Origin of the sequence: Streptococcus sp. HMSC10A01, from assembly GCF_001807785.1 — a bacterium.
Lineage (GTDB): Bacteria > Bacillota > Bacilli > Lactobacillales > Streptococcaceae > Streptococcus > Streptococcus gordonii.
The window spans coordinates 1-16,981 of sequence record NZ_KV790977.1; the positions used below are offsets into that span (position 1 = coordinate 1).

A 16,981-nucleotide genomic window follows, 5' to 3' on the forward strand; every position below is an offset into this window, starting at 1 on the left:
ATATATATATATATATATATATATATATCAGAGTGAAGAACATTCTTGAAGAAAAAGTTTGTGAAATTTCTTGGAAAGATTTCTGGATTGAGGATGTTTGTGAGATTAAATCGGGCGTTCGTTTGACAAAAGCAAATCAAGAAATTGGATTGAGACCATTTGTAGGTGCTAGCGATAGCGATAATGGGGTTACAGCCTTTGTATCTAATAAAAATAAAAGTCTTGATGTAAATGTACTTGGTGTGAATTACAATGGTAGTGTCGTTGAGAATTTCTATCATCCCTACGAAGCCATTTTTTCTGATGATGTCAAACGATTGAAATGGAAAGATGAAATATACGGAAATAAATATACCTATCTTTTCTTGAAACAAATGATTCTGTCGCAAAAAATCAAGTATGCTTATGGTTATAAATTCAATGGCGAACGCATGAAACGTCAAAAGATTATGTTACCAGTTGCTGAAACTGGCTTACAAGATTATGACTATATGACTTCTTATATGCAAAAACAAGAGTTAGAACAAATTTTTAAGATATTGAACTACTTAAACAAGGAGAACACACATGTCTAAAGAACTTTCACCTAAATACAATCCAGCCGAGGTTGAGGCTGGGCGTTATCAAAAATGGCTTGATGCGGATGTTTTCAAGCCTTCAGGCGATCAAAAGGCTAAGCCTTATTCAATCGTGATTCCACCACCAAACGTAACTGGGAAACTCCACCTTGGTCACGCATGGGACACGACTCTGCAAGATATCATCATCCGTCAAAAACGTATGCAAGGTTTTGATACGCTTTGGCTTCCTGGTATGGACCACGCTGGGATTGCGACTCAGGCCAAGGTTGAGGAGCGCTTGCGTGGTGAGGGCATTAGCCGTTATGACCTTGGTCGTGAGAGATTCCTAGATAAAGTCTGGGAATGGAAAGACGAATATGCGACTACCATCAAGGAACAATGGGGGAAGATGGGTCTCTCTGTAGACTACTCTCGCGAGCGTTTCACGCTTGACGAAGGCTTGTCAAAAGCTGTTCGCAAGGTCTTTGTGGACCTATACAAGAAAGGCTGGATCTACCGTGGTGAATTTATTATCAACTGGGACCCAGCAGCCCGCACAGCCCTTTCAGATATTGAGGTGATTCACAAGGATGTCGAAGGTGCTTTCTACCACATGAACTACATACTGGAAGATGGCTCACGCGCCCTTGAAGTAGCTACCACTCGTCCTGAGACTATGTTTGGGGATGTGGCCGTTGCGGTCAATCCAGAAGACCCACGCTACAAGGACTTGATTGGTAAAAACGTTATTCTGCCAATTGCTAATAAATTGATTCCAATTGTTGGGGACGAGCACGCTGATCCTGAGTTTGGTACTGGTGTCGTGAAAATCACACCTGCCCACGATCCAAACGACTTCTTGGTTGGTCAACGCCACAACTTGCCGCAAGTCAACGTCATGAACGACGACGGAACTATGAATGAGCTTGCCTTCGAATTTGCAGGCATGGACCGTTTTGAAGCTCGTAAGGCAGTCGTTGCTAAATTGGAAGAAATCGGTGCCCTTGTTAAAATCGAAAAACGTGTCCACAGTGTTGGTCACTCAGAGCGTACAGGTGTTGTGGTTGAGCCACGCTTGTCTACGCAATGGTTCGTGAAAATGGACCAATTGGCGAAAAATGCTATTGCCAACCAAGATACAGAGGACAAGGTTGAATTCTACCCACCTCGTTTCAATGACACCTTCCTCCAATGGATGGAAAATGTCCACGACTGGGTTATCTCACGTCAGCTCTGGTGGGGTCACCAAATCCCTGCTTGGTACAATGCTGAAGGTGAAATCTATGTGGGCGAAGAAGCACCGGAAGGTGACGGTTGGACTCAGGACGAAGACGTCTTGGACACTTGGTTCAGTTCTGCCCTTTGGCCATTCTCAACCATGGGCTGGCCGGATGTGGACTCAGAAGACTTCAAGCGTTATTATCCAACATCAACCTTGGTGACTGGTTATGATATTATCCCATTCTGGGTTTCTCGGATGATTTTCCAAGGTTTGGAATTTACTGGCAAGTCGCCATTCAAAAATGCCTTGATTCACGGTCTCATTCGTGACGAGCAAGGACGTAAGATGTCCAAGTCTCTTGGTAACGGGATTGATCCAATGGATGTTATTGATAAATACGGAACAGATAGCCTTCGTTGGTTCCTATCAAACGGTTCTGCACCGGGGCAAGACGTGCGCTTCTCTTACGAGAAAATGGATGCTTCTTGGAACTTTATTAACAAGATTTGGAACATCTCTCGCTACATCCTCATGAACAATGAGGGCTTGACCCTCGAACAAGCAACTGCCAATGTTGAAAAAGTTGTCAACAAAGAAGCTGGAAATGTCACTGACCGCTGGATTCTCCATAACCTCAATGAAACCATCGGAAAAGTCACTGAAAACTTTGATAAGTTTGAGTTTGGTGTAGCTGGTCACATCCTCTACAACTTCATCTGGGATGAGTTTGCGGACTGGTACGTTGAGTTGACCAAGGAAGTTCTTTATAGCGATAACGAAGAAGAGAAAGTCATCACACGTTCTGTTCTCCTTTATACTTTGGACAAGATCCTTCGTCTCCTCCACCCAATCATGCCATTCGTGACAGAGGAAATCTTTGGCCAAATCTCAGAAGGCTCTATCGTTACAGCAGCTTACCCAACTGTCAACCCATCCTTTGAAGACCTTGCTGCTCACACTGGTGTTGAAAGCCTCAAAGACTTGATCCGCGCCGTTCGTAATGCCCGTGCGGAAGTGAACGTTGCACCAAGTAAGCCAATCACCATCCTTGTTAAGACAAGCGATAGTGACTTGGAAGCCTTCTTTAATAGCAATGTCAACTACATCAAACGCTTCACAAATCCAGAACACTTGGAAATTGCCTCAACCATCCCTGCACCTGAACTTGCTATGTCAAGCGTCATCACAGGAGCAGAAATCTACTTGCCACTGGCAGACCTCCTCAATGTCGAAGAAGAACTCGCTCGACTCGACAAGGAACTCGCTAAATGGCAAAAAGAACTGGATATGGTTGGTAAGAAGCTCTCTAACGAACGCTTCGTAGCCAACGCTAAACCAGAAGTCGTCCAAAAAGAACGCGACAAACAAGCCGACTACCAAGCTAAGTACGACGCGACCGTCGCACGTATTGATGAGATGAAGAAGTTGGTGAAATAAACATAGAAACACGGTGATAAACCGTGTTTTTTGGTATAATGAAATCAATATCTATTGATGGAGAAAGTGATGTCTAAACACCCTCATTATGAATTGTTAAATTTACTTGGCTACGGTCTTGCCAAGTTTGACAAACTTTTTATAAAAGAATTTCAATGTGCTAGTAAATCTGAGTTTTATCGCTATATAGTTTCTTTAGGTATCGCAGAAACAACTGGTGTAGTCAAAAATAGAATGGATTTATTCGACCCCTATTTTGAGAACAATCGAAAAGGTTGGTGGCAAAAAGCTGAAGTATACCGTTTTAGAAAAGATTTAATTGACATGATGTTTGGGAACGAAGATGTTCACAGCTATGCAGAAATAGTTAAAATGCTGCTTGCAAGCGGAGGGAAGAAAACAGGTATAACCATCATTGAAAAGCCAATAGTCCGAACTAAATTCAAACGACTACAAGAAACTGGAATGGAAGCAGAGAATTATTTTATACTCCATTATGATAAAGAAGAAAAATTTCAAGGTGGACAATTGACCGATGCCCGTCTTTATGGTGATGGATATGATTTCCAAGTAGATGTTCAAGAACATTCTTACCTTGCTGAGGTTAAAGGGATTCGAAAATCTAAGGGACGTGTTCGTTCGACAGCCAGAGAATTTGAGAAAGCAAAAGAGTTTCAATCAGATTTTGTATTATCCTTGGTCACCAATCTAGATGACATTCCAAAGTTAGTATTAATCGATAATCCTTTGAAGCATTTTGAATTTGAAAAAAATATTGTCAAAAGTGAAATCATAGAATATAGAAGTTTAGAAGACTTGTACTAGTCGTTTAATATTTATAGATTTATAAGCATAGAAATATGGCTGGTTATCGTATGATATTAAATCCTCAAATCCTAGGGAAATCAGTATCTCTTCACAGGGAAGTACATGATGCTCTGTACTTTGAGTATAATTTCAATTTAACTTTTATCTTACAGTATCGGTATAGAATTCATAGACTAGGTCTAGAAGATAATCAATATACTAGATATTATTACTTACAAACAAAATCCGAACCAGCTGATAGTGGTGATGCTGGTTATGACGAGAAAATTTATTCAAAATTAAAGAAGAAATTATGTATAATACTATTGATAATGGCGATTCAAAAATAGAATTTTCTCAAAATGAGATAGATGAAGCAATTGATATTATTGATGAGGAACGGAAGCGTATTATAAAAAATTTAAATTAAGGTATTACAGACCCTAAAAAGTTAGCCAATTAAATTTTGGAGTACAGATACATGTCTCTCCTATTCCTGTTTCATCAAAAAATTTCTCACATCTCAAATAATCTTCAAAGGATGTTTAATTATACTTGGCTTTTCTAAGTTTTCACAAATTATAAGATAGATCTATCCAACTTGTTTTTTATTCTAGGTTGTAGTAAAATGTAACTACAAAAGAAAACCAATTTTAAAAGGAGTCATTTCATGGCTGTACCAACTTCAGTCCGTTTATCAGATGAGTTAAATGAAAAGCTGACTTTATGGACGAGTTCCCATAATATCTCTAAGTCGGAGTTTATTGCTCAGGTTTTGGCAGAAAAGTTAGAGGATCTTTATGATATCCAAGAAGCTGATCTGGCGATGCAGGAGTGGCTAGATAATGGCCAAGAAACATACTCTCATGATGAGATGATGAAGCGATATGGCTAGATATCAGGTTCGTTATGCCTCAACTTTTTTCAAGGCCATGGATAAGTTGGATAGGGGGACACAGAAGGTCATTGCCAAGTGGATTGATAAACATCTGGTAAATGTCGACTTTCCTAGGGCGCCAGGGAAATATTTGTCAGGCAACCTTTCGGGTTATGTGCGCTTTCGTGTGGGATCTTATCGGATTATTGCTAAGGTTGATGAGGAGGATTTCGTGATTCTGAATATTCATGTAGCGAAACGTTCGGAAGTCTATAACTTTAAAGGAGAAGATTAAAACTTAATTTTAGCAAGGCAAGATTATTTATATCATGCTGATTAGCCCAATATAATAAGCTCCCAGACTTAGTTTGGGAGCTTATTGCTTTATATCTTCTGTTTGGCCTTGATAGTGGTAAATGCAGAGTCGCTTTGCCTGGTCTGGACGGCTGATGGTAAAGTGGAAGTAATGGTCTTCCTTATCTAAACTTTTAGCCTTAGAGAGTTTGAAATAAGTGACTTGGCGGCTGGCCATATGGCGGAGGATATCGTTTTCCATGGCCATCAGAGGCTGGGGAAGATTGGAGAATTGATAAAAATCTTCTTGGAATTGATAGTAATTCTGGGAAAAATAGTCAAATTGAAGTTCCTCATGTAGATTCTGAGTAGTCATCTGCGTCTCCTGAAGCTTGTATCGAAAGAATCTGATGGATAGCAAGGCCTTTGTAATGGTCACCTTCCTGCAGGAGGACCTGCTTGCAGTCCAGATGGAAGACAGTAGCAGTAACGTCGGTCAGCTTTTCCTGATTAAGAAAGGTGATTCGGATGGGAACTTGCTGGCTGTAGGCTTGGTTTAGCATCTGGAACTTCTCCTGTCTATCAAGCTGGGTCAGGCGACTGATATCTAGTTCTTTTTTGGCTAGAGCAGTGCTGTGTTCAGAGAGAAAAAAGCCAGCCCATTTAGCCATGCCCCGATCCTGAAAGTCACGTGCCGACTGATAGGGGAGGTAGGAGCGGTCGGTCATGATAAGCCCTCCAACCCTCCAGCAGAATGGCCTCCAGTTAGCTTGCTTCGAGCGATGGCACGGGAGGAGTCTAGTAAGGCTGATCCCTTAAGCAAAGAGGCAAAGCCGAAGCGATCTCTGATGTGGTCGATTGTCAGTTGGAGGTCCTCTTCTTTTTGAATTTGCAGGGGATCGTCAAAGAGAGAAATCAGACCATAGCCTTGATCGACAAAGTCACTGTAAAAAACGCCAATCTGTCGAATAGCCCCACCCTGATATTTGGAGCGAAAAAGCTGAACCACGATTTGAGCCAGTCGATCGCTGTTATCGGTAGGCTCAATTTTTTTCTGTGTATGAATGGAAGGCAGGAGCTCCTGCTTGGAATAGCGGGCATAGATGGAGACACGCTGGCATTTCTTACCAGAGCGTCTGAGACGAATGGCGACTTGCTCAGCCATTTCTCGGAAAACGAGCTCAATCTCTGCCTGCTGTCTATAGTCTCGGGGAAGAATTTGCGAATTCCCTAGGCCGTGTGACTTGACCTGATAAGGCTTGTGCACATTGCTTTCATCAATGCCGTGAGCGTGAAACCAAAGCTGCAGGCCCATGACCCCCATTTCTTTTTTGAGGATGTCGGGGTTAAAGTGAGCTAAATCATAAATGGAATGGATGCCTAGCTTCTTAAGACGAGTGGCAGTTCGGTGGCCGATGCCCCAAAAATCAGTTATTGTCGGAATGGTCCAAACCTTGCTGGGAACATCTTCATAGGACCAGTTGACCCGCATCTTTTTTGTGTGTTTGGCTTCAATGTCCAAGGCTAGCTTGGCGAGAAGAGGATTGGCGTTGCTCAGGCCGATAGAGGCATAAATCCCAGTCTTCTTCCAGATAGCCTGTTGAATGCGGGCAGCCAGCAGGTCCAGTTTGGTCCTGCGGTCCAGCGTCTGATCTGGAATGAAGTAGTTGATAGAACTTGTCAAATCTAGGAAGCCCTCATCGATTGAGTAGGGGAAAATATCATCGGGAGCTGCGAAATCCTGGAAAATTTTTTGAATTTCCATATTTTTCTGGATGTAGTAGTTCATCCGAGGTGGAACCAATAAGGTCTTTTGAGCAGCGTCTTCGATAAAGCGCACATAATCTGCTGTAATAGGTAGTCCCTGCTTGCGGGCAGCAGCATAGTTGAACTTACGGGTGTGGACATCAAAAGGAAGATTATAGCTTCGGCTGACATTTTGGCTACCGAAATTCTTTTTAAAGAGAGGGGTGGCAGCTAGTATCAGTCCGGCAGAATTTTCAATTCGGCTCATGACACAGAGCGAGGTTTTTAAAGGGTCAAGGCCAAGAGCAATGCATTCGCAAGAGGCATAAAAACTTTTCATATCCACAAAAGCGATGTCAGAACGAGGCTCGCGTGAATAATCAAATAGGACCATCACTTACACCTCAATCGGCAGAAAATGTCCAACTACGATACCAACAATAGTAGGTTGGTCTTCATAGGGAGCAAAGAGATCCTCGTAGTCAGGATTGATAGACTCTAAGCGTAGGCCTTCAGCTTCGCGGTAGACTTTTTTGATATAGGTCTTACCATTCCACATAAGAGCATAGACTGCCCCATCGTAGTCGAATCCTGTCTGTTTCATAAGGGCAACAGAGCCATTGGGATACTTGGGTTCCATAGAATCCCCAGAGACCCAGGATGCAAAGTCGTGCTGGATATCTTGATCAAAGTAGACAGTTTCGTAGTCTGTTTCATTGTCATAATAACTGTGACCGCGACCTGCAGCCAGCTCAACGGATAGAACCTTATAGGCTGTAAGGGAGCTAATCTTACGCTGTCTCTCTAGGAGCCGACTAGCGAACTGGTCTACTTCTTTTTTATGTGGTGCAGTTAGTAAAGGGTAGGTGTAGAGCGCACTGGTCTCATCCACAAAGTAGTTCTCTTGGACCTTGAGACAGGTGGCCAACCTCCTGAGATTTTTTGCGTGGGGTTCTGCTAGACCATTTTCCCAAGCAGAGTAAGTCTTTCTGGAAATTCCAAGCTCTTGGTAAATGGAAGACTGAGTCAGATTAAGTTCCAGCCGGCGTTTTTTTAATTTTTCATGCGAAAACATATCACACCTCCTATGTAACGTTTTAAAAGTTACGTATAGTATAACAGATGAAATCGAGAAAAGCAAGTTCTTTATCGAGTATTGTTATTTCTTGCAAGAGTATGGTAAACTGTAGGGAGAAATATAACCTGGAGGTAGAGCGATGTTTCCAATGACAGCAAAAACGACCATGACAGAAGAAGCTTATCGCCGTTTCGCTTGGGCCAATTTTTGGTATCGAAAGACAGGGCTCTTGCCTCTGATCGTTGGTGAAGTGGCTTTGTTAGCAGTGGGATTGGTCTGTCTATTTTTTAGGGAGCCTTTGCCAGCTATTGGTATTTTCATTTTCATGCCGATTATGCCTTTTTTACTCTATCGTTCTTTTAACCAACAATTCCTCAAGCTCTATAAGGATAACCCTCTCTGGCATGATTTGGAGCAGGAGTTTAACTTCTATGAGAGGGATTTTCAAGTCCTTAATCGCAATCATACCTCCCGATATAACTATCAGGATATTGTGGCGATTTTGGATAAGCCAGAGAGTTTTTACATCATGGTTGGTCGGTCAATGGGACTAATCTTGGATAAGGCAGATTGCCAGCCTGAATTAATTGATTTTTTACTGAAATTAAAAGAAAACAGAAGTCTTTGATATTCATCTACTTCTGTTTTTTATCTGCTTAATTTTCAAAAGATTGGCCTGCTAGAGGCTAGTTATGTTATAATACTCTTTATGAGAGTTGTTGCAGGTAAATACGGGGGCAGGCCCCTCAAGACTTTGGATGGCAAGACGACTAGGCCTACAACCGATAAGGTTAAGGGGGCAATTTTTAATATGATTGGTCCCTATTTTGACGGTGGCCGAGTGCTGGATCTTTATGCCGGGAGCGGGAGTTTGGCCATTGAAGCTATTTCGCGAGGTATGGAGAAAGCTGTCTTAGTTGAAAAGGATCGCAGAGCTCAGGTTATTATTTCAGAGAACATCCAGATGACTAAGGAGGCCACACGTTTTGACTTGCTCAAGATGGAGTCTGGCCGAGCTTTGGAAATGTTGACAGGTACTTTTGACTTAGTTCTCTTGGATCCGCCTTATGCCAAGGAGCAGATTGTAGCAGACCTTGAGAAGCTAGAGGAGCGTCAGCTCTTGAGTCAGGATGTCCTAGTGGTCTGTGAGACAGACAAGGATGTGGAATTACCAGAAGAAATTGCAGGGCTGGGAATTTGGAAACAGAAGATATATGGAATTTCAAAGGTGACGGTGTATGTCAGATAAGATAGGATTATTCACAGGATCTTTTGACCCGATCACTAAGGGGCATGTAGATCTGATCGAGCGGGCCAGTAGGCTCTTTGATAAACTCTATGTAGGAATTTTCTATAATCGGGAAAAGTCTGGATTTTTCAGGATTGAAGCTCGAGAACGGATGGTCAAAGAAGCGCTAGAACATTTGGATAATGTGGAAGTCATCACTTCGCAGAATGAACTGGCAGTGACAGTAGCCAGAAGACTGAGAGCTAAAGTTTTTGTGCGTGGGCTTCGTAACAGCCAAGACTTGGATTATGAAGCTGATATGAATTTCTTTAATCGCGAGTTGGCAGGAGAGCTAGAAACGATTTTCTTGCTCAGCAAACCAGCCTATCGGCATATCAGTTCATCACGTATTCGTGAGCTGATTGCTTTTCAGCAGGATATCGCGGCCTATGTGCCCCAAAGTGTAATCAAAGAATTAGAAAGAAGAACTTATGAAAAAAATTAGTGTTTATAAATGGCCCATTATTATTTTTTCAAGCTTGATTTTGCTTGTCGTATCTTTGACGGTTCCTTTACCATACTATATTGAAGTTCCTGGCGGTGCAGAAGATATTCGAAAGGTCTTGCTGGTTGATAATAAGGAAGATAAGGAAGCTGGGTCTTACGAGTTTGTAACAGTTGGAGTCCAACGAGCAACCTTTGCTCATCTGGTTTATGCGTGGCTGACTGATTTCACGGATATTTACTCTGCCGAAGAAATGACTGGTGGATCATCGGACCAAGAATTTATCCGAATCAATCAGTTTTATATGGAAACATCCCAAAACATGGCTAAGTACCAAGGCTTGAAAACAGCTGGAAAAGATATTAGCATGAAATATCTGGGCGTCTATGTTTTGCAAGTCGCAAAAGATTCGACTTTTAAGGGAATTTTGAATATTGCGGACACGGTGACGGGAGTTAATGACAAGACTTTTGACAGTTCAGAAGAATTGGTGAAATATGTTAATTCGCAGAAATTAGGAGATAAGGTTAAGGTCACTTACCAGGAAGATGGCCAAGAAAAATCAGCGACTGGAAAGATTATTAAGCTAGAAAATGGTAAAAACGGAATCGGTATTAGCTTAATCGATAGAACAGAAGTTACTAGTAACATTCCGATTCAATTTACTACAGAAGGCATTGGAGGACCTAGTGCGGGTCTCATGTTTAGCTTGTCAATCTATACACAACTTGCAGATCCAACCTTACGAGATGGACGTGTGATTGCAGGTACTGGAAGTATCAATCGTGATGGAGAAGTTGGTGATATTGGAGGGATTGATAAGAAAGTCGTCTCAGCTGCTAAAAGTGGTGCCAGCATCTTCTTTGCTCCCAATAATCCTGTAACAAAAGAAATGAAAAAAATCGATCCAAAAGCAAAGACGAACTATGAAACAGCAGTTGAGGCTGCTAAAAAGATTAAAACAGATATGAAAATTGTTCCTGTTAAAACCTTACAGGATGCCATTGATTATCTTAAGAACAATAAATAATAAAGCTGAGGCAGTCTTGTCTCAGCTTTATTTTTTTGATGGAAGTCTTATTTGTCAAATTAGAGAAATTATCTGACTTTTCTCAGAAATGACTTTTTAAGGGTAAAAGCTTAAAATCTGCCTGTTTTTGTAGTATAATAGAGGAGTTATCTAGATAGAAGTGAGAAAATATATGCGCAAAGAAATTGCTCCAGAGCTTTATAATTACAATAAATTTCCTGGTCCTGAGTTCAAACAGATTGGTTCACAGGTCTTAACGGAGGAGATTGAGTTTAATTTGGTAGAGAACTACCGAGAAGCCTTTGATGTGACAGCTTTTAACCAACGCTTTTCAGAAATTTTGACCAAGTTTGATTTTATTGTCGGTGATTGGGGCAATGATCAGCTACGGTTGCGAGGCTTTTATCAGGATGAAAAAGCTAAGGAAAGCGACTTTAAAATCAGTCGTTTGGGAGATTATTTGCTGGAGTACTGTAATTATGGCTGTGCCTACTTTGTATTAGAAAATCTTCAGCCTAAGCGAGCTTCCTTTGATAAAAAATCTCGCAGTAAACGGGAGCAAGAACAGAATTCTGGCTCAGCTTCAAAACGCTCACGTTCTAGACGCTCAAGACGTCGGAATGACCAGAGTCGCGATAATCGTCAAAATAAACCAAAAGAAAAAGTCGCAAAAGAAGCCAATCGTCACTTTGTCATCCGTCAAAAATAAAGGAGAAACATGAAACCATCTATTTATAGTTTAACACGTCAGGAAATGATTGAATGGGCTGAAGCTCAGGGAGAAAAGAAATTCCGTGCTACCCAGATTTGGGAGTGGCTCTATCGCAAGCGGGTCCAGTCTTTTGAAGAGATGACCAATCTGTCCAAGGACTTGATTGCCAAGCTAAATGATCAGTTTGTCGTCAATCCGCTTAAACAGCGTATCGTACAAGAGTCTGCTGACGGTACGGTCAAATACCTATTTGAACTACCGGACGGTATGCTGATTGAGACGGTACTCATGCGCCAGCACTATGGGCTTTCTGTCTGTGTGACCACCCAGGTTGGCTGCAATATTGGCTGTACCTTCTGTGCTTCCGGCTTGATTAAAAAGCAACGCGACCTCAACAACGGTGAAATTGTTGCTCAGATTATGCTGGTTCAGAAGTATTTTGATGAGCGTGGTCAGGATGAGCGGGTCAGCCATATCGTGGTTATGGGAATCGGCGAGCCATTTGATAACTATGACAATGTGCTCAAGTTTGTCCGGACGGTCAATGATGACAAAGGTTTAGCTATCGGTGCCCGCCATATCACGGTTTCAACTTCAGGGCTGGCGCATAAGATTCGTGACTTTGCCAATGAAGGTGTGCAGGTCAATCTAGCTGTATCCCTCCATGCCCCGAATAATGATCTGCGGACCAGCATCATGCGGATTAACCGGTCCTTCCCTATCGAAAAGCTTTTTGCAGCTATCGAATACTATATTGAGACGACCAATCGTCGGGTGACCTTTGAGTACATCATGCTCAATGAAGTCAATGACGGGGTAGAGCAGGCAAAGGAACTGGCTGAGCTGCTCAAGAACATTAAGAAACTGTCTTATGTCAATCTCATTCCTTATAACCCAGTTAGCGAGCACGACCAATACAGCCGCAGTCCCAAAGAGCGCGTGATGGCCTTCTACGATACCCTCAAGAAAAATGGAGTCAACTGTGTGGTCCGTCAGGAACATGGAACGGATATTGATGCAGCCTGCGGTCAGCTGCGTTCTAATACCATGAAGCGTGATCGCGAGAAAGCATTGGTAGAAAATGTTCAGCCTTAAGAACTATCTGACTTCAGACGGTGAGCTGACAGCTAAGGGGCAGAAATTGCTGGTGGGAGGAAGCTGGCTCTATTTCTTGATGCTTTGCATTCTGTGCTTTATTCCTCAAGTTCCAGAGCCAGGAATGGAGACACCGGGAGTCCAGTATTTTGGCCGAATAGTGGTTTTGTTAATCCCTTTTAATTCCTTTGTCAATATTGGCGAGATTACTTCTTGGATTCAGCTGGTCAAGGTTTTTATCCAAAATCTAGCTAATATCTTCTTGCTGTCGCCCTTAATTTTTCAATTGCTTTGGCTCTTTCCGAAGTTGCGGAAGACAAAGAAGGTTGTATGGCTGAGCTTTGGGATGAGTCTGTCTATCGAAGTGACTCAGATTCTACTGGACCTTCTCATCAACGCCAATCGAGTCTTTGAGATTGATGATCTCTGGACCAATACTTTGGGTGGGTATCTGGCTTGGCGAGCATTTCAGCTTGGTCAGAAAATCTGGAAAAATCGTCAAGATGACGCTTTCAAAAGAGATTAACAAGAGAAAGGTTCGGATTTAGGTTGAAAAATTAAATTTTTTCTTGACAAGAAAAAGAGAAAGGCCTATAATAAAATGAATCATCAGAAAAGTAATAATTTTTTCTACTTTCAGGGAGCCTGTGGTTGGTGGAAACAGGTAGTGGAGGATTATGAAGTGGGCTGATGTAAAAAATGAATTTGAAGCAATAAAAATTCGGTGAGCACACCTTACAGTGCAGCTTGTTGTTAGACAAGACAGAGATATGGTGGCAGTCTATACTTTGCTCCATAATTGAGGTGGCACCGCGATTTTACGCCCTCACACAGATTTTTTCTGTGTGTGGGCTTTTATTTTGTTTGAAAATAAAGAAATGAGGCAATCAAGATGGTAGAAACTAAAGGATATTTTGGACAATTCGGAGGCTCTTTTGTACCGGAGCCTATCCAAACCTTGCTGGATGAATTGGAAGTGACTTTTGAGAAGTATAAGAATGATCCAGAATTTTTAAATGAATACCGACATTATTTGGCAGATTATTCAGGACGGGAAACTCCGCTCTATTTTGCGGAAAGTCTGACCCAGCATCTGGGCGGAGCTAAGATTTATCTGAAGCGGGAAGATCTCAATCATCTGGGCTCTCACAAGCTCAATAATGTTTTGGGGCAGATTCTTCTAGCTAAGCGCATGGGCAAGACCCGAGTCATCGCTGAAACTGGAGCCGGCCAACATGGTGTAGCAACTGCGGCAGCAGCAGCTAAGTTTGGTATGAAGTGCGATGTTTACATGGGTGCAGAGGATGTAGAGCGCCAGCGCCTCAATGTTTTCCGTATGGAAATGATGGGAGCGACTGTTCACGCTGTGGAAACAGGCACCAAAACCCTCAAGGATGCAGTTGATGCAGCCTTTGGAGCTTGGATGAGTGATTTGGAAGCCTTCTATGTTTTGGGATCTGCTGTCGGTCCACACCCTTATCCGACGATTGTTCATGAATTCCAAAAGGTGATCAGTGAAGAATCTCGCCGTCAGATTTTGGACAAGGAAGGCCGCTTGCCGGATTATGTCATTGCCTGTGTAGGTGGTGGATCCAATGCTATCGGTGCTTTCTCTCAGTATGTGGCGGATGAAGAAGTTAAGTTAGTGGGGGTTGAAGCCGCCGGGCGTGGTCTTGATACAGACCAGCATGCGGCGACCATGACCAAGGGAAGTGTCGGAGTAGTGGACGGTATGAAGACTTACGCTGTCTTTGCTGAAGATGGTCAGGTGGCGCCGGTTTACTCGATTTCAGCAGGCTTGGACTATCCTGGAGTTGGTCCTGAACATGCTTTCTTTAAAGATTCTGGTCGAGTAGAATACGTGGCAGCGACAGATGATGAAGCTGTAGATGCTTTGCTCCTCTTGACACAAAAGGAAGGAATTTTGCCGGCAATCGAAAGTTCTCACGCCATTGCTGAAGCCATCAAGCGAGCTCCAAAATTGTCATCTGACCAAATCATCATTATCAATGTATCCGGTCGTGGAGACAAGGATGTGGCAGCCATTGCTGACTATCTAGAAAAACGAAAATAAAATACCCAGCAGAAGAGTAGTAACATCCCTCCTTTCAGAGAGTCTGTGGTTGCTGAGAACAGGCAGGAGAAGTTATGAAATGGGCTGTTGGAGTCAACATTTAGTCCTTTAGTTGAACTTTTATTACTTTGTTAGGTTACTTTGCTATAAACCAGTATGCTGACTTGTACTAAAAGGGATAAATGACTGTAAATAAGTAAATGAGATGTGGAGCCTGAATACTCCATAACTGAGGTGGCACCGCGATGATACGCCCTCACAGGATGAACTGTGCGGGCGTTTTTCTGTAGTTCTGGAGCAAGTTATGACAGTGAGCGGGTGCTATCTGTTCTTGTGAATGATAACTAGCAAATTGCTCATCCTTAAACGATTCTGATTAAATAGAAAGAAACATTATGCAAAAGATTTTACCAGCTGATATTTTATCTCCGATCCTAGCTTATATGCGAATTCAGGGTGACCACAAGGTGATTTTGGAAAGTATTCCGAGAGATAGCGAGACAGCTCGCTTTTCTATCCTAGCTTATAATCCAGTTTTTGAAGTCCGCTATGAAAATGGCCAGTTAACAAAGAATGGGCAAGTAATCGAGGCAGATCCCTTGGACTATCTGCATGAGTTGGCAGTAAAAAAAGATCATCATTCAGACCTGCCTTTTGGCGGTGGAGCCATTGGCTTTGTCGGTTACGATATGATTTCCCTCTATGAGGAGATTGGCCAGATTCCAGCTGATGTGATTGGAACGCCGGATATGCACTTTTTCGTTTATGAGAGTTACATGGTTTTTGACCATAAAAAAGACAAGGTCTATATCCTTGAGGAGGCGCTCTACAGTGATAGAAGCGAAGCTGATTTGGCTGCTAGTCTGGAGCGTATCATGGCTGAGCTGGCGCAGCCTGCGGTAGATGAATTTTCACCACTGGAACTGTCCAGTTTAAACTTCCAGAGTCATATCGAGCAGGCAGCTTTTGAAAAAATGGTGGAAGAAGCGCGTAGCTTGATTCGGCAGGGAGACATGTTCCAATGTGTGCTCAGTCAACGCTTTTCAGCAGAGTATTCTGGTAGGCCACTGGATTACTATCGCAATCTGCGTGTGACCAACCCTTCCAACTATCTCTACTTTTATGACTTCGGGGATTATCAGATTATCGGAGCCAGCCCAGAAAGTCTGGTGTCTGTCAAGCAAGGTCAGGTTACAACCAATCCTATCGCTGGAACCAGACCGCGTGGGAAGGATGAAAGAGAAGATAAAGCCTTGGCAGAGGAGTTCCTGGCTGACGAGAAGGAAGTGGCGGAACACCGCATGTTAGTTGATTTGGGGCGTAATGATATCGGTAAAATTGCTCAGAATAACAGCGTGGAAGTCACTAAATACATGGAAGTAGAGTATTTCCGCTATGTCATGCACCTGACCAGTGTGGTCCGTGGCCAGCTTCTGCCTCAACTGACAGCTATGGATGCACTCAAGTCAACCCTGCCGGCCGGCACCGTCTCGGGCGCGCCTAAGATTCGGGCCATGAAGCGAATCTATGAGCTGGAACAGGAAAAACGTGGCGTGTATGCGGGGGCTATCGGCTATCTGTCTGCGACAGGGGATATGGATTTTGCCATCGCTATCCGCACCATGGTTTTGAAAAATGGCAGAGCTTACGTTCAAGCTGGAGCGGGTATTGTTTATGACTCGATCCCTGCTAACGAATACCAAGAAACCATCAACAAGGCCAAATCAATGACCAAGATAGGAGAGATGCAATGATTTTATTGATTGATAATTATGATTCTTTTACTTACAATTTAGCCCAGTATATCGGCAATTTCGCAGAAGTTAAGGTCTTGCGAAATGATGATGCAGGCCTTTATCAAGCAGCAGAAGAAGCAGATGCTTTGGTGCTGTCTCCAGGTCCAGGCTGGCCAGCAGATGCAGGACGGATGGAAGAACTTATTCGAGATTTTGCTGGTAAGAAACCGATTTTGGGGATTTGCTTGGGGCACCAAGCCATTGCAGAAGTATTTGGCGGAAAGCTAGGTTTGGCTCCCAAAGTCATGCACGGCAAACAAAGTATTCTGCGCTTTGAGGGAAAATCTCCAATTTATCAAGGAATAGAGGATGGGCAGCCGGTCATGCGCTATCATTCGATTTTGATTGAAGAGATGCCGGAGGACTTTGAAGTGACGGCTCGGGCAGCCGATGATAACTCGATTATGGCTATCCAGCACAAGAGTCTGCCTATTTATGGTTTTCAGTATCATCCAGAAAGTATCGGCACGCCGGACGGCTTGTCGTCTATCAAGAATTTCATTGACTTAGTAAAGTAAAG

Annotated in this window: 19 protein-coding genes and 1 other annotated feature; of the genes, 15 read left to right on the forward strand and 4 right to left on the reverse strand. The window is 42.9% G+C overall.

The features are described from left to right. From HMPREF3108_RS06275 to HMPREF3108_RS06295, 5 genes are all read left to right on the forward strand, one after another. Positions 1–575, forward strand: a 575-nt coding sequence (locus HMPREF3108_RS06275; RefSeq protein WP_239683410.1) for a restriction endonuclease subunit S, incomplete at its 5' end; no start/stop codon positions are given. Next, positions 568–3,219 carry a valine--tRNA ligase gene (locus HMPREF3108_RS06280; RefSeq protein ID WP_070493865.1) on the forward strand — a complete coding sequence of 884 codons (2,652 nt, stop codon included), beginning with the start codon at positions 568–570 and terminating at the stop codon, positions 3,217–3,219. The genes HMPREF3108_RS06275 and HMPREF3108_RS06280, both read left to right, overlap by 8 nt. A gap of 69 nt (positions 3,220–3,288) precedes the next feature. Continuing rightward, a complete protein-coding gene (locus HMPREF3108_RS06285; protein ID WP_070493868.1) occupies positions 3,289–4,044 on the forward strand; it encodes a protein NO VEIN domain-containing protein in 756 nt (251 codons plus the stop codon). A gap of 652 nt (positions 4,045–4,696) precedes the next feature. After that, positions 4,697–4,921 carry a type II toxin-antitoxin system RelB family antitoxin gene (gene relB / locus HMPREF3108_RS06290; RefSeq protein ID WP_008809136.1) on the forward strand — a complete coding sequence of 75 codons (225 nt, stop codon included), beginning with the start codon at positions 4,697–4,699 and terminating at the stop codon, positions 4,919–4,921. Next, positions 4,914–5,198, forward strand: coding sequence for a type II toxin-antitoxin system RelE family toxin (locus HMPREF3108_RS06295; RefSeq protein ID WP_048775742.1), 285 nt, complete (start codon positions 4,914–4,916; stop codon positions 5,196–5,198). The genes relB and HMPREF3108_RS06295 overlap by 8 nt, the downstream gene beginning before the upstream one ends. 81 nt (positions 5,199–5,279) lie before the next feature. On the opposite strand, the gene HMPREF3108_RS06300 is transcribed toward HMPREF3108_RS06295, so the two are convergent. From HMPREF3108_RS06300 to HMPREF3108_RS06315, 4 genes are read right to left on the reverse strand one after another with little or no spacing between them, the layout of a single operon-like run. After that, complete coding sequence (locus HMPREF3108_RS06300; RefSeq protein WP_070493871.1) at positions 5,280–5,573, reverse strand: DUF5960 family protein; 294 nt, start codon at positions 5,571–5,573, stop codon at positions 5,280–5,282. Further along, on the reverse strand, positions 5,551–5,925 hold the full coding sequence (locus HMPREF3108_RS06305) for a hypothetical protein (RefSeq protein ID WP_070493874.1): 375 nt from the start codon (positions 5,923–5,925) through the stop codon (positions 5,551–5,553). The genes HMPREF3108_RS06300 and HMPREF3108_RS06305 overlap by 23 nt, the downstream gene beginning before the upstream one ends. Next, positions 5,922–7,337, reverse strand: a complete 1,416-nt coding sequence (locus HMPREF3108_RS06310; protein ID WP_070493877.1) for a Y-family DNA polymerase — start codon at positions 7,335–7,337, stop codon at positions 5,922–5,924. Before HMPREF3108_RS06310 ends, HMPREF3108_RS06305 begins: the two co-directional genes overlap by 4 nt. 3 nt (positions 7,338–7,340) lie before the next feature. After that, the gene (locus HMPREF3108_RS06315) at positions 7,341–8,018 is read right to left on the reverse strand and encodes a helix-turn-helix domain-containing protein (RefSeq protein WP_070493880.1); all 678 of its coding nucleotides are present in this window, start codon (positions 8,016–8,018) and stop codon (positions 7,341–7,343) included. 142 nt (positions 8,019–8,160) lie between these two features. Between HMPREF3108_RS06315 and HMPREF3108_RS06320 the strand changes: the two genes are divergently transcribed. The 10 genes from HMPREF3108_RS06320 to HMPREF3108_RS06365 all read left to right on the forward strand — a co-directional run bounded on the left by HMPREF3108_RS06320 (position 8,161) and on the right by HMPREF3108_RS06365 (position 16,979). Further along, a complete protein-coding gene (locus tag HMPREF3108_RS06320) occupies positions 8,161–8,649 on the forward strand; it encodes a YcxB family protein (RefSeq protein WP_070493883.1) in 489 nt (162 codons plus the stop codon). Between the two features lie 72 nt (positions 8,650–8,721). Continuing rightward, entirely contained in the window at positions 8,722–9,270 is a 549-nt protein-coding gene (rsmD, locus tag HMPREF3108_RS06325; protein ID WP_176744522.1) for a 16S rRNA (guanine(966)-N(2))-methyltransferase RsmD, read from the forward strand. After that, entirely contained in the window at positions 9,260–9,754 is a 495-nt protein-coding gene (coaD, locus tag HMPREF3108_RS06330) for a pantetheine-phosphate adenylyltransferase (RefSeq protein WP_070493889.1), read from the forward strand. The genes rsmD and coaD overlap by 11 nt, the downstream gene beginning before the upstream one ends. Continuing rightward, entirely contained in the window at positions 9,741–10,784 is a 1,044-nt protein-coding gene (locus HMPREF3108_RS06335; RefSeq protein WP_070493892.1) for a SepM family pheromone-processing serine protease, read from the forward strand. Before coaD ends, HMPREF3108_RS06335 begins: the two co-directional genes overlap by 14 nt. A gap of 172 nt (positions 10,785–10,956) precedes the next feature. After that, on the forward strand, positions 10,957–11,493 hold the full coding sequence (locus tag HMPREF3108_RS06340) for a YutD family protein (RefSeq protein ID WP_048777975.1): 537 nt from the start codon (positions 10,957–10,959) through the stop codon (positions 11,491–11,493). 9 nt (positions 11,494–11,502) lie between these two features. After that, positions 11,503–12,591: a dual-specificity RNA methyltransferase RlmN gene (gene rlmN, locus HMPREF3108_RS06345; RefSeq protein WP_048777970.1), complete on the forward strand. Its 1,089-nt coding sequence runs from the start codon at positions 11,503–11,505 to the stop codon at positions 12,589–12,591. Further along, positions 12,578–13,117 carry a VanZ family protein gene (locus tag HMPREF3108_RS06350; RefSeq protein WP_048777968.1) on the forward strand — a complete coding sequence of 180 codons (540 nt, stop codon included), beginning with the start codon at positions 12,578–12,580 and terminating at the stop codon, positions 13,115–13,117. Before rlmN ends, HMPREF3108_RS06350 begins: the two co-directional genes overlap by 14 nt. A 69-nt stretch (positions 13,118–13,186) precedes the next feature. Next, positions 13,187–13,422: a binding site (T-box leader), on the forward strand. A 61-nt stretch (positions 13,423–13,483) separates the two neighbouring features. Further along, on the forward strand, positions 13,484–14,665 hold the full coding sequence (gene trpB, locus HMPREF3108_RS06355; RefSeq protein WP_008809124.1) for a tryptophan synthase subunit beta: 1,182 nt from the start codon (positions 13,484–13,486) through the stop codon (positions 14,663–14,665). Positions 14,666–15,060: 395 nt separating this feature from the next. Next, entirely contained in the window at positions 15,061–16,419 is a 1,359-nt protein-coding gene (trpE, locus tag HMPREF3108_RS06360; protein ID WP_070493895.1) for an anthranilate synthase component I, read from the forward strand. Then, the gene (locus tag HMPREF3108_RS06365) at positions 16,416–16,979 is read left to right on the forward strand and encodes an aminodeoxychorismate/anthranilate synthase component II (RefSeq protein ID WP_061597636.1); all 564 of its coding nucleotides are present in this window, start codon (positions 16,416–16,418) and stop codon (positions 16,977–16,979) included. The genes trpE and HMPREF3108_RS06365 overlap by 4 nt, the downstream gene beginning before the upstream one ends. Positions 16,980–16,981 lie beyond the last annotated feature (2 nt).